The following is a 20403-nucleotide window of genomic DNA, read 5'->3' on the forward strand; positions in this document are numbered from 1 at the left end:
GCGACGAAGAATTTGGGGACACGATCATGTGGGTGGCACTCTCTTACGCATGCTGGGGCATCTCGATCGTGCTCGCGCTGTGGATGCTCTACGACTGGTTCAAGATCGATACAAACTACTCCGAGGACGTTCTGACCTCGTCGCGTGAAGGCGAGCTTGAAGCCGCTTCCGAAAAACACCGGATCTGAGTGGGGATAGATCGATGACGGTCGCGCTTGAAAACAACATCACCACCACAATTCACGGCGACCGGGTATCGCTGCTTCGGGTGCTCGGCCCGGCCCATGTCTGGGCGCTCGGTGTCGGCATCGTTCTGGTCGGCGAGTTCACCGGTTGGAATTTCTCGGCCGACAAGGGCGGCGCGCTGGCGGCCCTGATCGTGTGCTGGGTCGTCGGACTGCTCTACACCTCGGTGGCCATGATCGATTCCGAGGTGACGTCGACGGTCGCCGCCGCCGGCGGCCAGTACGCCCAGGCCAAGCACATCGTGGGCCCGCTGATGGCGTTCAACGTCGCGCTGTTCCTGGTCTTTGCCTACACGATGCTGGAAGTGTCCGACGCCATCCTGCTCGGCGACACGATCGTCGCCAAGGCCGGCGTCGAAGGGCTAACCCACAATTCCTTCATCGCCGCCACCATCGTGGTGCTGGCCTGGCTCAACTATCGCGGCGTGTTGATGACGCTCAACGTCAATTTCGTCATCACGGCAATCGCCTATGTCTCGATCGTCGTCCTGTTCTTCTCGGTCAGCCCCTGGACGCAAGGCGCGGTGCTGAAGCTCAACGAACTGGTCACTCCAGGCAACGCGCTGCCCTATGGCTGGATCGGCGTCATTGCCGCCTTCCAGTTCGGCATCTGGTATTATCTCGGCATCGAAGGCACCACGCAGGCGGCCGAAGAGGTGCGCTCGCCCGCACGCTCGCTGCCCTACGGCACGATGGCCGGCATGATCACGCTTCTGATCGCCGCCGCCATGACCTGGTATGTCTGCGCCTCGCTGATGCCATGGGAATATCTCGGCATCACCTATTATCCGCTGTGGGATGCCGGCAAGCTGACCGGAAGCCCGCTGCTCGAGAACCTTCTGTTCATAGCGACGCTGCTCGCCGCGCTTGCCTCGGCAAACGGTTGCATCAACGACGCGGCGCGCGCCTGGTTCTCGCTCGGCCGCGACCGCTATCTGCCGAGCTGGTTCTCGGCGGTGCATCCGAAATACCGCACGCCCTACCGCTCGATCCTGTTCCTGCTGCCGATCGCGCTGGCCTTCGCCTTCATCGCCGATCTCAACCAGGCGATCACCTTCTCGATCCTGTCGGGCGTCCTGCAGTACACTTTCATGAGCATCAACATCATGATGTTCCGCAAGAAGTGGCCGCTGGGGTCGATCCGCCGCGGCTACACGCACCCCTTCCATCCGCTGCCGGCAATCGTGCTGTTCTGCCTGTGCGTGGTGACCTTCTTCGCCATCTTCCTCGGCTTCGGCTCGCAGTTGATCGCCATGGTCGCCTTCTATTTCCTGATCTCGCTGTGGTTCCACTTCTACCGCTACAAATTCGTGCGGCGTGGCGACCAGTTCACCATGCCGTGGCCGAAACCGCAGGGCTATTGATGGGAGTAGGCCCGCCCAGGATCTGGACGGGCCTTGCACGATAAAATGTCCGAGGTGACATCAGCACTGCTTGCCGGGGCAATTGTCCTGGCTCTCGTCCTTCACTTTGCGTGGCTGGCACGCCGCAGCCGCGACAGGGCCTCGGCCGCGCTCGCCGCCGACGAGGCCAGCATTCGCACCATCGTCGCGGACGCGGCCAATGTCTCGGAGGGCACGGCCGGCGTCATCACCTGGGAAGGATCGTGGAACGGCCATCATGTCCAGTTGCGCACCATCGTCGACACGCTGGCGACACGAAAGCTGCCGGCGCGCTGGCTGTCGGTGTCCATTACCGAAAAGGTCGCGGTGCCGGCCGTTTTCGACATGATGATGCGGCCGGGCTCGCCGACGACATTCTCGAATTTCGACCATCTGGACCATACGCTGCCGAAAGCTCCGGGATTTCCGGCCGAAGCCGTGCTGCGGACGGACCGCAGAGGCACGCGTTTTCCGCAAGGCATCATCGCCGGTCATCTCGAACCCTTTGCGGATGGCCGCGCCAAGGAGCTGCTGATCACGCCAAACGGAGTGCGCATCGTGTGGTTGCTGGCCGAGGCCGAGCGGGCACGCTACGGGGTCTTCCGGCAGGCCGCGTTCGGTGACACGCGTATCGATGCGACGCTGATCGAACGGCTGCTCGTATCTCTCTCGAAGCTGCGCGACGCCATCAACCGAAGCGAACGGCAGGCCGCATGAGCACTTCAAACACTTCGCCGGCGCCAGTGAGCCCTTATCTCGTCCTGGGCGCCGCAATCGTGCTGCCGGCAAGCGGGCATGTCATTCTTGGCGTACCGGTGCGCGGACTGCAGTTCCTTTTCTTCATGGTCATCCTGGCCTGGGTGACCGCCAAGATTTCGCCGCCGGATGCCAACTTCGTCGGCCGTCACGCCGGCGGCTTCCTGATCTATGCGCTGTCGATCCTCGACGCCTATAAGATCGCCCGAATCCGCGCCGCCAAATGGGCTCATAATGCCCAGCGCGAGGGCGATGTTACGCAGAGTGGCATTGAGCCGCATACGTAACCAGAGGAAAATTTTTTTCATCCCATTGAATTCAAGGATTTCATTCGGTACATCATCTCTAGTCACAAACGTCGGGAGGCTGACATGTGCGGAATCGTTGGACTTTTCCTGAAGGACAAGGCGCTGGAGCCGAAGCTCGGCGCGATGCTGTCGGAGATGCTGGTATCGCTCAGCGATCGCGGCCCTGACAGCGCCGGCATCGCCATCTATGGCGCGACATCGGGCAACGAGGCCAAGATCACCATCCAGTCGCCGAAGCCTGACCGCGATTTTCGCGGGCTGGACGCCGAACTCGCCAAGGCTCTCGGAGCGCCGGTGAGCATTGCGGTGAAATCGACACATGCGGTGGTCAGGACCACGCCCGACAAGGTCGACGCGGCGCGTGAAGCCCTCCAGTCGCTCAGGCCCGATGTCCGCATCATGGGCGCCGGCGAAGCGGTTGAAATCTACAAGGAAGTCGGCCTGCCGGAGGCCGTCGTCGATCGCTTCGATGTCCGCAAGATGACCGGCACGCATGGCATCGGCCACACCCGCATGGCGACGGAATCGGCGGTGACGACGATGGGCGCGCACCCCTTCTCGACCGGCGCCGACCAGTGCCTGGTGCACAATGGGTCGCTGTCCAACCACAACAATGTCCGTCGCGAGCTGGTCCGCGAAGGCATGAAATTCGAGACCGAGAACGATACCGAGGTGGCGGCCGCCTACCTTTCCTCGCAAATGGCGCATGGCAAGAATCTCGGCGAGGCACTGGAAGGCACGCTCTCCGACCTCGACGGCTTCTTCACCTTCGTCGTCGGCACCAAGAATGGTTTTGGCGTGGTGCGCGATCCGATCGCCTGCAAGCCCGCCGTGATGGCCGAAACCGACCAATATGTCGCCTTCGGCTCGGAATATCGCGCGCTGACCAAACTGCCCGGCATCGACAATGCGAGGGTCTGGGAACCGGAGCCCGCAACCGTTTATTTCTGGGAGCATTGAGTTCATGCCGGCAACCTCCAAGGCAACGCGCGAAAGCCATGCGCGCGTCTTCGACCTCGACGTCCAGTCGTTGCGCGAACTCAACCAGGCGCTCCATAAGCTGACCGCCGGCTCGAATGAGACGGCATGGGAAGTGCTCAACCCGAAAGGCAACCACTCGGTCGCCGTCGGTGTCGACCAGCCCGTCAGCATCGATGTGCGCGGCAGCGTCGGCTATTATTGCGGCGGCATGAATTCGGGCAGCGCCATCACCGTGCACGGCTCTGCCGGCCCCGGCGTCGGCGAGAACATGATGGCGGGTTCGATAACCGTCAAAGGCGACGCCAGCCAGTATGCCGGCGCCACCGGCAAGGGCGGGCTGCTGGTCATCGAAGGCAATGCCTCCTCGCGCTGCGGCATCTCGATGAAGGGCATCGACATCGTCGTGCACGGCAATATCGGCCACATGTCGGCCTTCATGGCGCAGTCCGGCAATCTCGTGGTTTTGGGCGATGCCGGTGATGCGCTGGGCGATTCCATCTACGAGGCACGGCTTTTCGTGCGCGGCAAGGTCGATAGTCTGGGCGCCGACTGCATCGCCAAGGAGATGCGGCCTGAGCACATCGACTTGCTGCAAGGCCTGCTCGACCGCGCCGGCGTGATTGGGGTCAAGCCGTCGGAGTTCAAGCGCTACGGCTCGGCGCGCACGCTCTACAATTTCAATATCGACAACGCCGACGCGTATTGAGGCAAGATGACGTACCGCAACCCGCCGACGACACCGCGCAAATCCGCGACTTTCGACGACTACACGCTTTCCGAAATCCGCCGCGCCGCGGCGACCGGCATCTACGATATCAGAGGTGCCGGCGCCAAGCGCAAGCTGCCGCATTTTGATGACCTCCTGTTCCTCGGCGCCTCGATCTCCCGCTATCCGCTGGAAGGCTACCGCGAGCGCTGCGACACCTCGGTGGTGCTGGGTTCGCGTCACGCCAAGAAGCCGATCGAGCTGAAGATCCCGATCACCATCGCCGGCATGAGCTTCGGCTCGCTGTCCGGCCCGGCCAAGGAAGCGCTCGGGCGCGGTGCGACGCTCTCCGGCACCTCGACCACCACCGGCGACGGCGGCATGACCGAGGAAGAGCGCGGCCATTCCAAACAGCTCGTCTATCAGTACCTGCCGTCGCGCTACGGCATGAACCTGCGCGACCTGCGCCGCGCCGACGCGATCGAGGTGGTCGTCGGCCAGGGCGCCAAACCAGGCGGCGGCGGCATGCTGCTTGGCCAGAAGATTTCCGACCGCGTCGCCGAGATGCGCACGCTGCCGAAAGGCATCGACCAGCGCTCAGCCTCGCGCCACCCCGACTGGACCGGCCCGGACGATCTCGAGATCAAGATCCTCGAACTGCGCGAAATCACCGACTGGGAAAAACCGATCTACGTCAAGGTCGGCGGCGCCCGCCCCTACTATGACACAGCGCTCGCGGTGAAGGCCGGCGCCGACGTCGTCGTGGTCGACGGCATGCAGGGCGGCACGGCGGCGACGCAGGAAGTGTTCATCGAAAATGTCGGCCAGCCGACGCTCGCCTGTATCAGGCCGGCGGTGCAGGCGCTGCAGGATCTCGGCATGCACCGCAAGGTGCAGCTGATCGTCTCCGGCGGCATCCGCAACGGGGCCGATGTCGCCAAGGCGCTGGCGCTCGGCGTCGACGCGGTGTCGATCGGCACCGCAGCGCTCGTCGCGCTCGGCGACAATGATCCCCGCTGGGAGGCGGAGTATAACGAACTCGGCACCACGTCAGGCGCCTATGACGACTGGCATGAGGGCAAGGACCCTGCCGGCATCACCACGCAGGACCCGGAACTGATGAAGCGTGTCGACCCCGTGGCCGCCGGGCGCCGGCTGGCGAACTATCTCAAGGTAATGACGCTGGAGGCGCAGACCATCGCCCGCGCCTGCGGCAAGAACAGCCTGCACAATCTCGAACCCGAGGACCTCGTCGCATTGACGATCGAGGCGGCCGCCATGGCCGGTGTGCCGCTGGCCGGCACCAACTGGATACCGGGGAAGAACGGCTTCTAAAACACACCCGAAATACCATAAGCGAGGAACTATAATGGGGAACGATCTCGCCGCTTTCGCCAAAAAGAACGGCGTCAAATATTTCATGATTTCCTACACTGACCTGTTCAGTGGCCAGCGTGCCAAGCTGGTACCGGCGCAGGCGATCGCCGATATGCAGAAGGATGGTGCGGGCTTTGCCGGTTTCGCCACCTGGCTCGATCTGACGCCGGCGCATCCCGACATGCTGGCGGTGCCGGATCCGGACTCGGTCATCCAATTGCCGTGGAAACCGGAAGTCGCCTGGGTCGCGGCCAACTGCATCATGGACGACAAGGAGGTCGACCAGGCGCCACGCAACACGCTGAAGCGGCTGATCGCCGAGGCTGCCGCCGACGGCATGCATGTCAAGACCGGCGTCGAAGCCGAGTTCTTCCTGATCTCGCCGGACGGCAAGGCGATCTCCGACGAATACGACACGGCATCGAAGCCTTGCTACGACCAGCAAGCCATCATGCGCCGCTACGATGTCATCGCCGAGATCTGCGACCACATGCTGGCGCTCGGCTGGGGCGCCTACCAGAACGACCACGAGGACGCCAACGGCCAGTTCGAGATGAACTGGGCTTTCGACGACGCGCTGCCGACCGCCGACAAGCATTCCTTCTTCAAGTTCATGGTCAAGTCGATCGCGGAAAAGCATGGCCTGCGCGCCACCTTCATGCCCAAGCCCTTCCAGGGTCTGACCGGCAATGGCTGCCATGCCCACATCTCGGTCTGGGACAAATCAGGCAAGACCAATGTCTTCGCCGACAATTCAATGGAGCTTGGCCTGTCGGCCAAGGGCAAGAACTTCCTCGGCGGCATCATGAAGCACGCCTCCGCACTCGCCGCGATCACCAACCCGACGGTCAATTCCTATAAGCGCATCAACGCGCCGCGCACCATTTCGGGTGCGACCTGGGCGCCGAACACGGTGACCTGGACCGGCAACAACCGCACCCACATGGTGCGCGTGCCCGGCCCTGGACGTTTCGAATTGCGCCTGCCGGATGGCGCGGTCAACCCCTATCTCCTGCAGGCGGTCATCATCGCCGCCGGCCTCGACGGCATCCGTTCGAAGGCCGATCCGGGCAAGCGCTACGACATCGACATGTACCAGCACGGCCACACGGTGAAGGGCGCGCCGAAACTGCCGCTCAACCTGCTCGACGCCTTGCGCGAGTTCGACAAGGACAAATCACTCAAGGCGGCGCTGGGTGAGGAATTCTCGTCGGCATATCTAAAGCTGAAGCACCAGGAATGGAATTCCTATGCTTCGCACTTCACGCAATGGGAGCGCGACCACACGCTGGACATTTGATCGTCCTGGCGGTGCGAGCGACCTCGGAATGAACGTATGAAATACTCGATCTTCTCGCTCGCGCGCGCCGCTCTTTCCGGCCACAAAAACTGGCAACGCACCTGGCGCGACGCTGCGCCGAAGGACCGCTACGACGTGGTGATCATCGGCGGCGGCGGCCATGGGCTCGCCACCGCCTGGTTCCTGGCCAGCGAGTTCGGCATCAAGAATGTCGCGGTGCTGGAAAAGGGCTGGATCGGCTCCGGCAATGCCGGCCGCAACACGACCATCATCCGCTCCAATTACGGCCTGCCCGGCAACACCGGCTTCTACGAATTGTCGATGAAGCTGTGGGAGCGGATGGAGCAGGACCTCAACTACAACGCGATGGTCAGCCAGCGCGGCGTTCTCAATCTCTATCATTCCGACGCACAGCGCGATGCCTATGCGCGGCGCGGCAACACCATGCGCATCAACGGCATCGATGCCGAACTGCTCGACCAGCCGGCGCTGAAGAAGATGCTGCCGTTCCTGAACTTCGACCATGCGCGCTTCCCGGTGCAAGGCGGGCTGCTGCAACGGCGCGGCGGCACGGCGCGCCACGATGCGGTGGCCTGGGGCTACGCCCACGCTGCCAGTGAACTTGGCGTCGACATCATCCAGAATTGCGAAGTCACCGGCTTTGTCAGGGACGCGAACGGCAAGGTGACCGGCGTCGAGACCTCGCGCGGCAGGATCGGCGCCGGCAAGGTCGGCATGGCGGTTGCCGGCTCTTCCTCGCGCGTCGCTGATATGGCGGGCTTGCGCCTGCCGATCGAAAGCCATGTGCTGCAGGCCTTCGTCTCCGAGGCGATCAAGCCGCTCATTCCCGGCGTCATGACGTTTGGCGCCGGACATTTCTATGTCAGCCAGTCCGACAAGGGCGGCCTCGTCTTCGGCGGCGACATCGACGGCTACAATTCCTACGCCCAGCGCGGCAATCTGCCTGTGATGGAGGATGTCTGCGAGGGCGGCATGGCGATCATCCCGATGATCGGCCGCGTGCGGCTGTTGCGCCAGTGGGGCGGCATCATGGACATGTCGATGGACGGCTCGCCGATCATCGACAAGACACCGGTCAATGGGCTCTATCTCAATGCCGGCTGGTGCTATGGTGGCTTCAAGGCGACACCCGGCTCGGGCCTTGTCTTCGCCCATCTGATCGCGCGCGATGAACCGCACAAGGAGGCCGCGCGCTTCCGCCTCGACCGGTTCCGGACCGGTGCGGTGATCGACGAAAAGGGCCAGGGCGCCCAACCGAACCTGCACTGAAGGCGGCTGGAACCATGCGCATTACCTGTCCCTTCTGCGGCGAACGCGAACTCGGCGAATTCACCTATCTCGGCGACGCCAAGCCGGTGCGGCCGGCCGCCGACGCCGGCGAGGACGCCGTCTATGACTATGTCTATCTGCGCGACAATATCGCCGGCGTGATGGACGAGAACTGGTATCACGGCGGCGGCTGCCGGGCCTGGCTGAAGGTCACCCGCAACACGCTGACGCACGAGATTTCCGGGGTAGAGGCTGCTGCCGGCGCTGGCGCGAGGCAGGTGGCGAAATGAGCAATTTTGCTAACGTCGCCGCCCTTCGCCATGAAATGAGAGGCCGGACACCATGACCTCTCATCGCCTCTCTTCCGGCGGTCTCGTCGACCGTTCGGCGCCGCTGAATTTCAGTTTCGACGGCAAGAGCTACTCCGGCTTCAAAGGCGACACGCTTGCCTCGGCACTGGTTGCCAACGGCGTCAAGCTGGTCGGCCGCTCGTTCAAGTATCACCGGCCGCGCGGCATCCTGACGGCGGGGTCGGAAGAGCCCAACGCCTTGGTCGAACTGCGCAGCGGCGCGCGGCGCGAGCCGAACACCAAGGCGACGACGGCCGAACTCTATGAAGGTCTTGAGGCCGCCAGCCAGAACCGCTGGCCGTCGCTCAATTTCGACGTCATGTCGGTCAACCAGCTGTTCGCGCCGATCTTCGTCGCCGGCTTCTACTACAAGACCTTCATGTGGCCGGCGAAGTTCTGGGAAGCGATCTACGAGCCGGCAATCCGACGCGCCGCCGGCCTTGGCCGCGCGGCGGGCATCGCCGATCCCGACCATTACGACAAGGCGTGGGCGCATTGCGATGTGCTGATCGCCGGCTCGGGCCCGACCGGCCTCGCGGCCGCATTGGCCGCAGGCCGCACGGGTGCGCGCGTCATCCTGTGCGAGGAGGATTTTACCCCCGGCGGCCGCCTGCTTGCCGATGGCGGCACGATCGACGGCATGCCGGCGGCCGAATGGCTTTCACGGACGCTGGCTGAACTTGGATCCCTGCCCGACGTGCGCATAATGACGCGCACGACGCTGTTCGGCGTCTATGACGGCGGCACCTATGGCGCCATCGAGCGCGTCAACGACCACGTGCCCTCGCCGCCCGAGCATCAGGTGCGGCAGCGTCTGTGGCGGATCGTGGCCAAGCGCTGCGTCGTCGCCGCAGGCGCGCTCGAACGGCCGATCGTCTTTGCCGGCAACGACGCGCCGGGCGTGATGATGGCGTCCGCCATGCGCAGCTATATCGGGCGCTATGCCGCGACGCCGGCGAAGCGCATCGCGCTCTTCACCAACAACGAGGATGGCTGGCGCACGGTGGAGACCGCACTCGGTGCCGGCTTGCAAGTGGCGGCCGTGATCGACGCGCGCGCGGAGATTTCGCCGGCGCATCGCTCGCTTGCAAGCAAGGGCGGCTTTCCCGTTCTGCATGGCTCCGTCAGCGGCATCGATGGCGGCAAAACCGGCGTGCGCAAGATTTCGGTCTCGCTCACAGGCGGCGCGCGCGCCGAAGTTGAAGCCGACGGGCTTGCCGTTTCCGGCGGATGGAACCCGACCGTCGGGCTCACCTCCTACCATCGCGGCCGGCCGATATGGCGCGACGACATCGCCGCCTTCGTGCCTGACGGCGCACCGCCCGGCATGGTCGCAGCGGGCGCCGCAAACGGTGCCTTCGGACTTGGCGCCTGCCTGCGCGAAGGTTTTGCGGCGGGCGTGACGGCGGCACGCGATGCCGGACATGGCAATGGTTCAGGCTCCACGCCGGTGGCCGATGACGAGGCCTTTTCGCTGACGCCGCTGTGGCATGTCGCCGGCAAGGGCAAGGCCTTTGTCGACCAGCAGCATGACGTCACCGCATCCGACATCGAGTTGGCGCAGCGTGAGGGTTTTGAATCGGTCGAGCACCTGAAGCGCTACACCACGCTTGGCATGGCGACCGACCAGGGCAAGACCTCGAATGTCGCCGGCCTCGCCATCATGGCGGCGGTCACGGGCAGATCCATTCCCGAGACGGGCACCACGATCTACCGGCCGCCTTACGTGCCGGTGGCCATCGGCGCCTTCGCCGGCCATCACCGCGACGAGACTTTTCACGCGACACGGCTGACGCCGTCGCATCACTGGGCCGCCGAGCAGGGTGCGATCTTCGTCGACACCGGTTTATGGAAACGGGCACAGTGGTATCCGCGCGCCGGCGAGAAGGACTGGCTGGAATCGGTGACCCGCGAGGTCAAGGCGGTGCGCGGCGGCGTCGGCTTCTGCGATGTCTCGACGCTGGGCAAGATCGACGTGCATGGCGCGGACGCCGGCGCCTTCCTCGACCGCGTCTACATCAACACCTTCTCCAATCTTGCCGTCGGCAAGGCGCGCTATGGGCTGATGCTGCGCGAGGACGGCATCGTCTATGATGACGGCACGACGTCGCGGCTGGCCGAGGACCACTATTTCCTGACCACCACGACGGCCAAGGCCGGGCTGGTGATGCAGCATCTCGAGTTCTGCCGGCAGGTGCTGTTTCCGGAACTCGATGTCCAGCTTACTTCGGTCTCCGACCAGTGGGCGCAGTTCTCCATTGCCGGACCCAAGACCCGCGATCTGTTGAAAGAGATCGTCGATCCTTCGGAAGACCTCTCCAACGAAGGTTTCCCTTTCATGGGCGCGCGCGAAGTCGCGTTGCGCGGCGGCGTCAAGGCGCGGCTGTTCCGCATCTCCTTCTCCGGCGAAATGGCGTTCGAGATTTCGGTGCCGGCACGCTACGGCGAGGCGATGGCCCGCAATCTGATGATTGCGGGCCATCCGTTCGGTGTGACGCCTTACGGCACCGAGGCGCTCGGCGTCATGCGCATCGAAAAGGGCCATGTCGCCGGACCGGAGCTCTCCGGCACGACAACCGCGGCCGATCTTGGCCTCGGCAAGATGATGTCGACCAAAAAGGATTTCATTGGCCGCGTCATGGCCGGACGCGAGGCGCTGATTGCAGCGGACCGGCAGGTGGTCGTTGGCATCAAGCCGACCGACAAGGCGCGACGGCTACGCTCCGGCGCGCACATCATTCCGAAGGGGCAGACGCCCGGGCCTGATAACGACCAGGGCTATGTCACCTCGGTCTGCTTCTCGCCGACATCAGACCACTGGATCGGGCTTGCCCTTGTCGAGCGCGGCCGTGAGCGTATCGGCGAGATCGTGCATGCGCACGATCCGTTGCGCGGCGAAGACTATGACGTCGAGATTTGCAATCCCGTCTTCTACGATCCGGATGGAGGGCGCCAGCGTGGCTGAGTTTTCCTGGGAGACCCGCAGCCCGCTTGATCGCGCACTCGTTGCCGGGCCTCATGGTGCGAGCGGCGATGCCGGCGTGTCGCTGACCGAGATCCGCAATCTCGACCTCGTCCAGGTAATGGCGCGGCGTGGCAAGGCGGCTGAGATGGCCGAGGCGGCCAAGGCTCGCTTTGGCGTTGCTGCTCCGGAAACGCCGAACGCGCTCGGCGCGGCGGATGCCACGTTGATCTGGTCGGGGCCGGATCAGTTCCTTGCCCTGTCGACAGGCGGCAAGCATTCGATCGAGGCCCTTGAGCCCGGCTTTACCGGCTCGGCCTCGCTTTCCGACCAGTCGCATGCGCGGGTGTTGATCAGCATCTCCGGCGCCAAGGCGCGGACCATGCTGGCCAAGCTGTCGTCGATCGACCTGCACCCCGATGTTTTTGGCGTAGGCGCGGCGGCAGCCACGTCGATGGACCACACCAGCGTCACACTGTGGCGCGGCGCGGATCGCGACGGACAGGCGGTGTTCAATCTGCTGGTGTTCGCGACCTTTGCCGAGAGCCTGTGGCACACCATTCTGGACTCGGCCGCGGAGTATGGCGTCGAGATCGGGCATTCCGAGGACGTTTAGCGGCCAACCGGCAAAACTCAGTGCTGCCCCTCATCTGCCTGCCGGCATCTTCTCCCCGTATAGTGACGGGGAGAAGGGGATGTCCGCAAGGGCGGCACTCCGATCTGCAACGTTGGCGATTGGCGAAATCGAAGGTGGCAGTGTCCTTCGCCCCGTTTACGGGGAGAAGGTGCCCGAAGGGCGGATGAGGGGCAGCGCTGACGTTCCGAAACCAGGCTGATCGGCAAGCGCCTACCTGAATGATAGTGCCAACGCACCTCACCACCGCCTTGCCAAAAGCGACCACCCTGCTATTCTCTCAGCGAAAATAATTTTACACACAGGCAAACTAGTTTCTCGAACCGCAAGCTGAGATGAGCCAGTCGCCCTACCCCGCTGTCACTGCCGGACCGCCAAGGCCAAGTCTCATCCTGAGGCCCGGCCAGATCGCGCTGCCGGCGGGGATGGAACGCTACACGATCCAGGGCAATGGCGCGGTGCTGATCGAGGTCGAGGCGGGCGATACGGTCACGGTGCGCAACGTCGAGGGTGGTCAGGCCTGCGAGTTGCTGGCCTGGGATAAGTCGGGCGTCACCGACCCCGGCATTCTCGGCGAGAAATCCAACAGCAATGCCGCCGGCATCAAGGCGTTGCTCGCAGAGGGCGATGACAGCATCGCATCGCTGCGCCGCGGCCTTGAGCGCCGGCAGGTACAACTCGATCAGCCCAGAGCGGTGCGCGTGTTCGGCGGCGCCACGCCGGCCGGCACCGAGCAGAGCTTTTCGGTCCAGCGCGACGGCGCGCTGCTGATCGCGGCGCCTGGCGGGCCTATGCTGGTCGACGGCCACAACACGGCGACGACGCTGACCGTGATCGTGCGCCGCGCCACCATCCGGCTGAAGACGAGAGGGCAGCTTGCCGATCCGCTCGCCGATCCGGTGCTCGATCTCAGGGTGCATTCGGCAACCGCCGAATCCTATTTCGTCAAGGCCGGCGACTATCTGCAGATCATCGATGTCGACGGCCGCCAGTGCACCGACTTCCAATGCTTCTCGGCGCGCAAGCTCGACAAGGGCCTCGACCATCCGCTCGACGTCACGACGACGCGCACGCTGATGGGCGCGAGCTATCCGATGCCCGGCCTGCATTCGAAATATTACGACCAGGACATGGAGCCGCTGGTCGAGGTGGTGCAGGACATGTGCGGCCGGCACGACGCCTTCGCGCTCGCCTGTGCGGCGAAGTATTACGACGACATCGGCTATCCCGGCCACACCAACTGCTCGGAGAATTTCAACCGCGCGCTCACCGGCAAGGGCGTCAATCCCCGCGCCGGCTGGATGGCGATCAACTTCTTCTTCAACACGGCGATTGACGCCCATGGCGTCATGGTGTCGGACGAGCCATGGTCGCGCGCCGGCGACTATGTCCTTCTCAGGGCGCTGACCGACATCGTCTGCGTTTCCTCAGCCTGTCCCGACGACACGACACCGGCCAATGGCTGGGACCTGACCGACATCCACGTGCGGACCTATTCCGGCCAGCACAAATTCTCGCGAGCGATCGCCAGACGCATGACGCCCGATTCGGAACCGAAAATGACCCGCGAGACAGCCTTTCACCAGAGCTTTGCCAAGCACACGCGCGACTTCGTCGAGTACAGGGGCTATTGGCTGGCCAATTCCTTCGCCAAAGAAGGGGCCATCGCCGAATACTGGGCCTGCCGGCAGGACGCGGTAATCATGGACCTGTCGCCGCTGCGCAAATTCGAGGTCACGGGCCCGGATGCCGAAGCGCTGCTGCAATACACGCTGACGCGCGACGTCAAGAAACTCGGCGTCGGCCAGGTCGTCTACTCCGCCATGTGCTACGAGCATGGCGGCATGATCGACGACGGCACGCTGCTCAGGCTCGGCAAGGACAATTTCCGCTGGGTCGGCGGCGACGACCTGTCCGGCGAATGGCTGCGCGAGACGGCGACAAAGCTCGGCCTCAACGTGCTGGTGCGCTCGTCCACGGACCAGATGCACAACATCGCCGTGCAAGGGCCAAAGAGCCGCGACATCCTGAAACAGGTGATCTGGACCTCGCCGCTGCAGCCCTCGATCGAGGAACTCGAATGGTTCCGCTTCGCCGTCGCCAGGATCGGTGGCGGCAATGGCATTCCCATCGTCGTCTCGCGCACCGGCTATACCGGCGAACTCGGCTACGAGGTCTGGTGCCATCCGCGCGACGCCGAAAAGGTGTTCGACGCCATCTGGGAAGCCGGCCAGCCGCATGGGCTGAAGCCGATGGGTCTGCAGGCGCTAGACATGGTGCGCATCGAGGCCGGGCTGATCTTCGCCGGCTATGAATTTTCCGACCAGACCGATCCGTTCGAGGCCGGCATCGGCTTTACCGTGCCGCTGAAGAGCAAGACCGACGATTTCATCGGCCGCGAGGCGCTGATCCGGCGCAAGGACCATGCGCAGACCAAGCTGGTCGGCCTCGACATCGACGCCAATGTCGCCGTCGGCCATGGCGACTGCGTCCATGTCGGCCGGGCCCAGATCGGCGTCGTCACCTCGGGCATGCGTTCGCCGGTGCTGAACAAGAACATCGCGCTGGCGCGGCTCGACGTCACCCATGCCGCCATCGGCACGGAGGTCGAGATCGGCAAGCTCGACGGCCATGCCAAGCGGCTGCCGGCGCGGGTCGTCACCTTTGCCCACTACGATCCGCAAAAGACCAAACCACGCTCCTGACCTGCCCTTTTGGGTTCGCAAAGCGCCCGCCGGTCACCCAATCGGACGCTTTGTCATCCGCGCGCGCAAGCGTGATGTGCACGGTTTCACAAATCGCTTGACGTGACGGCGCGCCGGATCAATCTTCACTCTTAAGAAAAAAATACGACTGAGTGGAAACACTGCGGCCGGAACGGTCATTAGCCGGGGAGCAAGCTTCGCGTAGCCGAGGCATCGCTGGCGGGGAACATCGAAAAAGGGGAACTCATCGACATGAGCACGATAAGTACGGTCCTGGACCAGCCTGCCGAAAGCAAGCTGCTCAGGCATATCGACTGGCGCGGCGCCTTCTGGGTGGCGAGCGGCGTTCCGGCGCTGGTCCTGTTCTCGATCGGCGGCATTGCCGGCACGACGGGAAAGCTGGCCTTCCTGATCTGGACGGTGTCCATGATCATGGGCTTCCTGCAGTCCTTTACCTATGCCGAAATCGCCGGCCTGTTTCCGAACAAGTCCGGCGGCGCCTCGATCTACGGCGCCACGGCGTGGCTGCGCTACTCCAAGTTCATCGCGCCGCTGTCGGTGTGGTGCAACTGGTTCGCCTGGTCGCCGGTGCTGTCGCTCGGCTGCTCGATCGCCGCCGCCTATATCCTCAACGCGCTGGCGCCGGTGCCGATCTTCACCGACACCTCGCCCGAGGTGGTGGCCTACATCGCCGCGCATGCCGGAACGGTTCCCGCAGACGCCATCACCGCGGTGACCGCCGCCGCGACGCCGGCCATCCGTAACTGGACGCTGTGGAGCCACACGCTGGGCCCGGTCTCGTTCACGCTCAACGCCACTTTTTTCATCGGCGCGGTGCTGATGCTGATCATTTTCTCGATCCAGCATCGCGGCATCCTGGGCACCGCCAGCGTGCAGAAATATATCGGCCTGCTGGTCATCATCCCGATGCTGATCGTCGGCGTCGTGCCGATCTTCACCGGTCAGATCGACTGGGCGAACTTCTCGCCGCTGGTGCCGCTGGCGGCTGCCTACGCACCCGAGCCCGGCTCCTGGAACATCGCCGGCTGGACATTGGCGCTCGGCGGCATGTTCATCGCCGCCTGGTCGACCTATGGGTTTGAGACGGCCGTCTGCTACACGTCGGAGTTCAAGAACCCCGGCACCGATACGTTCAAGGCCATCTTCTATTCCGGCCTGCTCTGCATGCTTTTGTTCATCCTGGTGCCCTTCACCTTCCAGGGCGTGCTGGGCCTGAACGGCATGCTGGCAACGCCGATCGTCGACGGCTCAGGCGTGGCCGACGCGCTGGCCGGCATGGTCGGCGGCGGCAAGATTATCCACAGCCTGCTTGTCATGCTGATGATCCTGGCGCTGGTGCTGTGCATCATGACGGCGATGGCCGGCTCCTCGCGCACGCTCTACCAGGGCTCGGTCGACGGCTGGCTGCCGCGCTATCTCAGCCACGTCAACGAACACGGCGCGCCGACGCGGGCCATGTGGACTGACCTCTGCTTCAACCTGGCGGTTCTGGCGATCGCCTCGGCCGACGCGACGAGCTTCTTCTTCATCCTCGCCGTGTCGAACTGCGGCTACATCATCTTCAACTTCCTCAACCTCAATGCCGGCTGGATCCACCGCATCGACAACGGCCATATCGTACGGCCGTGGAAGGCGCCTAGCTGGCTCTTGGGGATCGGGGCGATCTTCGCCTATGTCAACGCCATCTTCATGGGCGCAGGCGCCAAGGTGTGGAACCCGATGGCCCTGTGGGCCGGCCTGATCACCGCGGCGCTGATCATCCCGGTGTTCTGCTTCCGCCACTACATCCAGGACAAGGGCAAATTCCCGGACCACATGCTGGCCGACCTCGGCATGGCGGGAGCCGACCTCTCGGTCAAGAAGGCGGGCATGCTGCCCTATCTGACGCTGGTCGCCGGCGTGGCGGTCATGCTCATCGCCAATTGGGTATTCGTCATCTGATGATCTGACCGCGGCCCAAGCCACTGCATCAAGGAAAACCGGCCGGTCGCAAATCGACCGGCCGGTTTTTTTCTTATTCCGCCGCCAAAGCCAATTGCGGCCGCTCGATGCCTTCGATCTCTCCTGGCTCAGGGGCCTGCTCGTCGGTCTTCACCTTCTTCGGCTCGCGGCCGAAGAAGAGCGCATAGCCCGCCGGCAGCACCAGGATGGTGAGCACGGTCGCGACCAGAATGCCGCCCATCATGGCATAGGCGAGCGGCCCCCAGAACACGGCGCGCGAGATCGGGATCAGTGCCAGCACCGCCGTCATCGCCGTCAGTACGATCGGCCTGAAGCGGCGCACCGCCGAGCCGATGATCGCTTCGAAACGGTCCATGCCCCTGGCGATGTCCTGGTCGATCTGGTCGACCAGGATGATCGAGTTGCGCATGATGATGCCGAGCAGCGCGATAACGCCGAGGATGGCGACGAAGCCGAATGGCGCGCCGCTGATCAGCAGAGCGGCGGCAGCACCGATGATGCCGAGCGGGCCCGTCGCCAGCACCAGCATCGCCTTGCCGAAGTTCTGCAGCTGGATCATCAGCAGCACGACGATGACGGCCAGCATGATCGGCGCCTTGGCGGCAATCGAAGCCTGGCTTTCAGCCGAATCCTCGGCCCCGCCCTGAATCTCGATCTTGTAACCGGGCGCCAGGCCGTCGCGCAGACCCTGCATGTCCTTGTACATCTTGGTGACGACGTCGTTGGACTGCACGCCGTCGGGCAATGTGGCGCGCACCGAGATGGTCGGCAGGCGGTCGCGGCGCCACTCTATGCCTTGCTCCAGCACAGGCATGACCTTGGCGACCTGCGACAGCGGAACGAAGCCGCCGAAATCGGTCGGGATATAGACCGAGTCGACCGAGGACAGCAGGCTGCGGCTGGCATCCGGCTCGCGGGCGACGATGGACACCGTCTCCTCGCCGTCACGGAAATCGTCGAGCGGCGCGCCGGACATCGCGGCCTGCAGCATCTGGCGGATGCGCTGCGAGGTGACGCCGAGCGCACGGGCGCGATCCTGATCGATGACCAGCTTCATCGCCGGCACCGGCTCCAGCCAGTCGTCATGGACGGCGCCAAGCAGCGGATCCTCGCGGAACTTCGCCTTCACCTGGTCGGCGATGCGGCGCACCTCCTGACGATCCGGACCCATGACGCGCATCTGCACGGGCCAGCCGGTCGGCGGTCCGAGGAACAGGCGGTCGACCTTGGCACGGATCGACGGGAAATCCTGCGCCAGAACCGTGCGCAGCTTGACGATCAGCCGCTCGCGGGCCGGCTCGTCATTGGCCATGACAAGCATCTGGGCGAAATTCGGGTTGCGCAGTTGCTGGTCGAGCGGCAGGAAGAAGCGCGGGGCGCCCTCGCCGATATAGGTGGCGATGAAACGCTTGTCCTTGTCGTCCATCATCTTGGCTTCCAGGGCCTTGGCCTGCGTCTCGACTTCCTTGATCGAGGTGCCTTCCGGCAGCCAGAGGTCGACGAGGATTTCGGGCCGCGACGATTGCGGGAAGAAGTTCTGCGGAATGAACTGGAAGGCCCACAGGCTGGTGCCGAAAGTCACCAGCGTCATCACCAGCACGATGATGCGGTGACGCACCGCCCAGCCGACGGTCGAGCGAAGCCGGCGATAGAAACGCGTGTCGAAGGCGTCGTGGTGGGTGCCGGCATGCTTGCGCTGCTTGAGGATCATATGCCCCAGCCACGGCGTGAAATAGACCGCCACGAACCACGACACGATCAGCGCGATGCCGACGACATAGAACAGGGTGCGCACATATTCGCCAGCCGTCGAGGCGGCGAAGCCGACCGGGATGAAGCCGGCGGTGGTGATCAGCGTGCCGGTCAGCATCGGGAAGGCGGTCGAGGAATAGGCGAAGCTCGCCGCCTCGATCTTGACCAACCCCTCCTCGAGCTTCCGCTCCATCATCTCGACGACGATCATGGCGTCGTCGACGAGCAAGCCGAGCGCGATGATCAGCGCGCCCAGCGAAATGCGCTGCAGGTCGATGCCGATTTCATACATGATGGCGAATGTGGCGGCGAGCACCAGCGGTATGGCGATGGCGATCACCAGGCCCGAGCGCCAGCCGATCGACAGGAACGAGACGACGAGCACGATCAGCAGCGCCTCGCCGAGCGCATGCATGAATTCGGCGACCGCGTCCGTGACGACGCCCGGCTGGTCGGAAATCTGGTCGACCGAAACGCCATAGGGCAGCGCTTCCTCGAAGTGCTTGTAGGTCGCCTCGACATCCTTGCCGACATCGGTGACTTTAAAACCCTTGGCCATGACGACGCCAAGCTGCACGCTGTCGTGGCCATTGAAGCGGTATTTGCGCTGGAAGGGATCTTCCAGCCCCGAAGTGACGGTGGCGATGTCGCCCAGCCGGGTCACCTGGCCGCCGGCGCGCAGGCGCAATTCCCTGATGTCGGCGGCCTTGGCGACGTCGCCTTCGACGGAGATGCGCACCGAATTGACGCCGGTATCGACGGAGCCGGCTGGATCGACGTTGTTCTGGCCCTTGATCGCGTTCTGCAGGTCGGTCAGCGTCAGGCCGCGTTCGGCCAGCGCCTTGGACGAGACGTCGATATAGAGTTTTTCCGGCTGGTCGCCGATGATGACGGCCCTTTCGACGCCTGATGTCGTCAACAGCATGTCGCGCGCCTGGATGGCGAACTTCTTCAGCTCCGGATAGGAGAAGCCGTCGCCGCTGATCGAATGCAGCGTGATGAAGGTGTCGCCGAACTCGTCGTTGAAATAGGGGCCGAGCAGGCCCTGTGGCAGGTCGCCCTGGATGTCGCCGACCTTCTTGCGCACCTGATAGAAGGCATCCGTCACTTCAGCGGCGTTGGTGTCGCCCTTGATCTGGACGGTGATGATGGCGCTGCCGGCGCGGGTGAAGGAGCGCACGAAGTCGAGATGCGGCGTCTCCTGCAATTTGCGCTCGATCTTGTTGACGACCTGGTCTTCCATCTCCTGGATCGAGGAGCCCGGCCAGATCGCCTGCACGACCATGACGCGGAAGGTGAAATCGGGATCCTCCTTCTGGCCCATGCGCATCAGGCCGAGCGCGCCGGCGATGATGATCAGCCCGAACAGGAAGCGCGCAATGGAGGGATGGCCAATTGCCCAACGAGAGAGATTGAAGGGCCGCTTTTCTTCAGTGGAGGTCGTCATCGGTGCTGGTCCACTTTGCTTGGTTGCCGGCGCCCTTGTGCTTCGAGGAAGGTGCTTCGAAGAAGCGCGGCGCGCGAAACGAAATCATCTGCGTTCGATACTGGTTTCCGGGCGGCGTCGCTCTTCGAGCGGAGAGACACTCATCGCGGTGGGACGCGAGGATCGATGCGGGGGTACATCGGCCTTGACGTCTCGACCTTCGGGCACGCCGCCCGGAAACCTGCG

15 protein-coding genes are annotated in these 20403 nt (G+C 64.0%); 14 read left to right on the plus strand and 1 reads right to left on the minus strand.

Annotated elements, in window-relative coordinates; genetic code table 11:
- The first annotated feature begins 26 nt into the window (after nucleotides 1-26).
- The 14 genes from EN850_RS16500 to EN850_RS16570 all read left to right on the plus strand — a co-directional run bounded on the left by EN850_RS16500 (nucleotide 27) and on the right by EN850_RS16570 (nucleotide 16958).
- Nucleotides 27-188 carry a hypothetical protein gene (locus EN850_RS16500; protein ID WP_127280937.1) on the plus strand — a complete coding sequence of 54 codons (162 nt, stop codon included), beginning with the start codon at nucleotides 27-29 and terminating at the stop codon, nucleotides 186-188.
- Between the two features lie 14 nt (nucleotides 189-202).
- Nucleotides 203-1609 carry an APC family permease gene (locus EN850_RS16505; protein ID WP_127280936.1) on the plus strand — a complete coding sequence of 469 codons (1407 nt, stop codon included), beginning with the start codon at nucleotides 203-205 and terminating at the stop codon, nucleotides 1607-1609.
- Nucleotides 1610-1654: 45 nt separating this feature from the next.
- Entirely contained in the window at nucleotides 1655-2344 is a 690-nt protein-coding gene (locus EN850_RS16510) for a hypothetical protein (RefSeq protein ID WP_189591156.1), read from the plus strand.
- Entirely contained in the window at nucleotides 2341-2670 is a 330-nt protein-coding gene (locus EN850_RS16515; protein WP_127870650.1) for a hypothetical protein, read from the plus strand. Before EN850_RS16510 ends, EN850_RS16515 begins: the two co-directional genes overlap by 4 nt.
- A gap of 84 nt (nucleotides 2671-2754) precedes the next feature.
- The gene (locus EN850_RS16520; RefSeq protein WP_127870649.1) at nucleotides 2755-3651 is read left to right on the plus strand and encodes a glutamine amidotransferase family protein; all 897 of its coding nucleotides are present in this window, start codon (nucleotides 2755-2757) and stop codon (nucleotides 3649-3651) included.
- A gap of 4 nt (nucleotides 3652-3655) precedes the next feature.
- Nucleotides 3656-4378 (plus strand): GXGXG domain-containing protein, encoded by a 723-nt coding sequence (locus EN850_RS16525; protein WP_136091773.1) that lies wholly within the window; start codon nucleotides 3656-3658, stop codon nucleotides 4376-4378.
- A gap of 6 nt (nucleotides 4379-4384) precedes the next feature.
- Nucleotides 4385-5713, plus strand: a complete 1329-nt coding sequence (locus tag EN850_RS16530) for an FMN-binding glutamate synthase family protein (protein WP_015318914.1) — start codon at nucleotides 4385-4387, stop codon at nucleotides 5711-5713.
- Nucleotides 5714-5747: 34 nt separating this feature from the next.
- Nucleotides 5748-7055: a type III glutamate--ammonia ligase gene (glnT, locus tag EN850_RS16535; RefSeq protein WP_136091774.1), complete on the plus strand. Its 1308-nt coding sequence runs from the start codon at nucleotides 5748-5750 to the stop codon at nucleotides 7053-7055.
- Nucleotides 7056-7091: 36 nt separating this feature from the next.
- Nucleotides 7092-8345, plus strand: coding sequence for a sarcosine oxidase subunit beta family protein (locus EN850_RS16540; RefSeq protein ID WP_136091775.1), 1254 nt, complete (start codon nucleotides 7092-7094; stop codon nucleotides 8343-8345).
- A gap of 14 nt (nucleotides 8346-8359) precedes the next feature.
- Nucleotides 8360-8635, plus strand: coding sequence for a sarcosine oxidase subunit delta (locus tag EN850_RS16545; protein ID WP_127277900.1), 276 nt, complete (start codon nucleotides 8360-8362; stop codon nucleotides 8633-8635).
- Between the two features lie 52 nt (nucleotides 8636-8687).
- Nucleotides 8688-11660 (plus strand): sarcosine oxidase subunit alpha, encoded by a 2973-nt coding sequence (locus EN850_RS16550; protein WP_136091776.1) that lies wholly within the window; start codon nucleotides 8688-8690, stop codon nucleotides 11658-11660.
- The gene (locus tag EN850_RS16555) at nucleotides 11653-12273 is read left to right on the plus strand and encodes a sarcosine oxidase subunit gamma family protein (protein WP_136091777.1); all 621 of its coding nucleotides are present in this window, start codon (nucleotides 11653-11655) and stop codon (nucleotides 12271-12273) included. Before EN850_RS16550 ends, EN850_RS16555 begins: the two co-directional genes overlap by 8 nt.
- A gap of 353 nt (nucleotides 12274-12626) precedes the next feature.
- Nucleotides 12627-14996, plus strand: coding sequence for an aminomethyltransferase family protein (locus EN850_RS16565; RefSeq protein ID WP_136091778.1), 2370 nt, complete (start codon nucleotides 12627-12629; stop codon nucleotides 14994-14996).
- Nucleotides 14997-15248: 252 nt separating this feature from the next.
- The gene (locus EN850_RS16570) at nucleotides 15249-16958 is read left to right on the plus strand and encodes an APC family permease (protein WP_127277896.1); all 1710 of its coding nucleotides are present in this window, start codon (nucleotides 15249-15251) and stop codon (nucleotides 16956-16958) included.
- Between the two features lie 73 nt (nucleotides 16959-17031).
- Here the strand turns inward: EN850_RS16570 and EN850_RS16575 are convergent, their stop codons facing one another.
- Nucleotides 17032-20178, minus strand: a complete 3147-nt coding sequence (locus tag EN850_RS16575; RefSeq protein WP_136091779.1) for an efflux RND transporter permease subunit — start codon at nucleotides 20176-20178, stop codon at nucleotides 17032-17034.
- Nucleotides 20179-20403: the final 225 nt, after the last annotated feature.

Source organism: Mesorhizobium sp. M8A.F.Ca.ET.207.01.1.1 (assembly GCF_004794715.1).
In the GTDB taxonomy this organism is placed as follows: Bacteria; Pseudomonadota; Alphaproteobacteria; order Rhizobiales; family Rhizobiaceae; genus Mesorhizobium.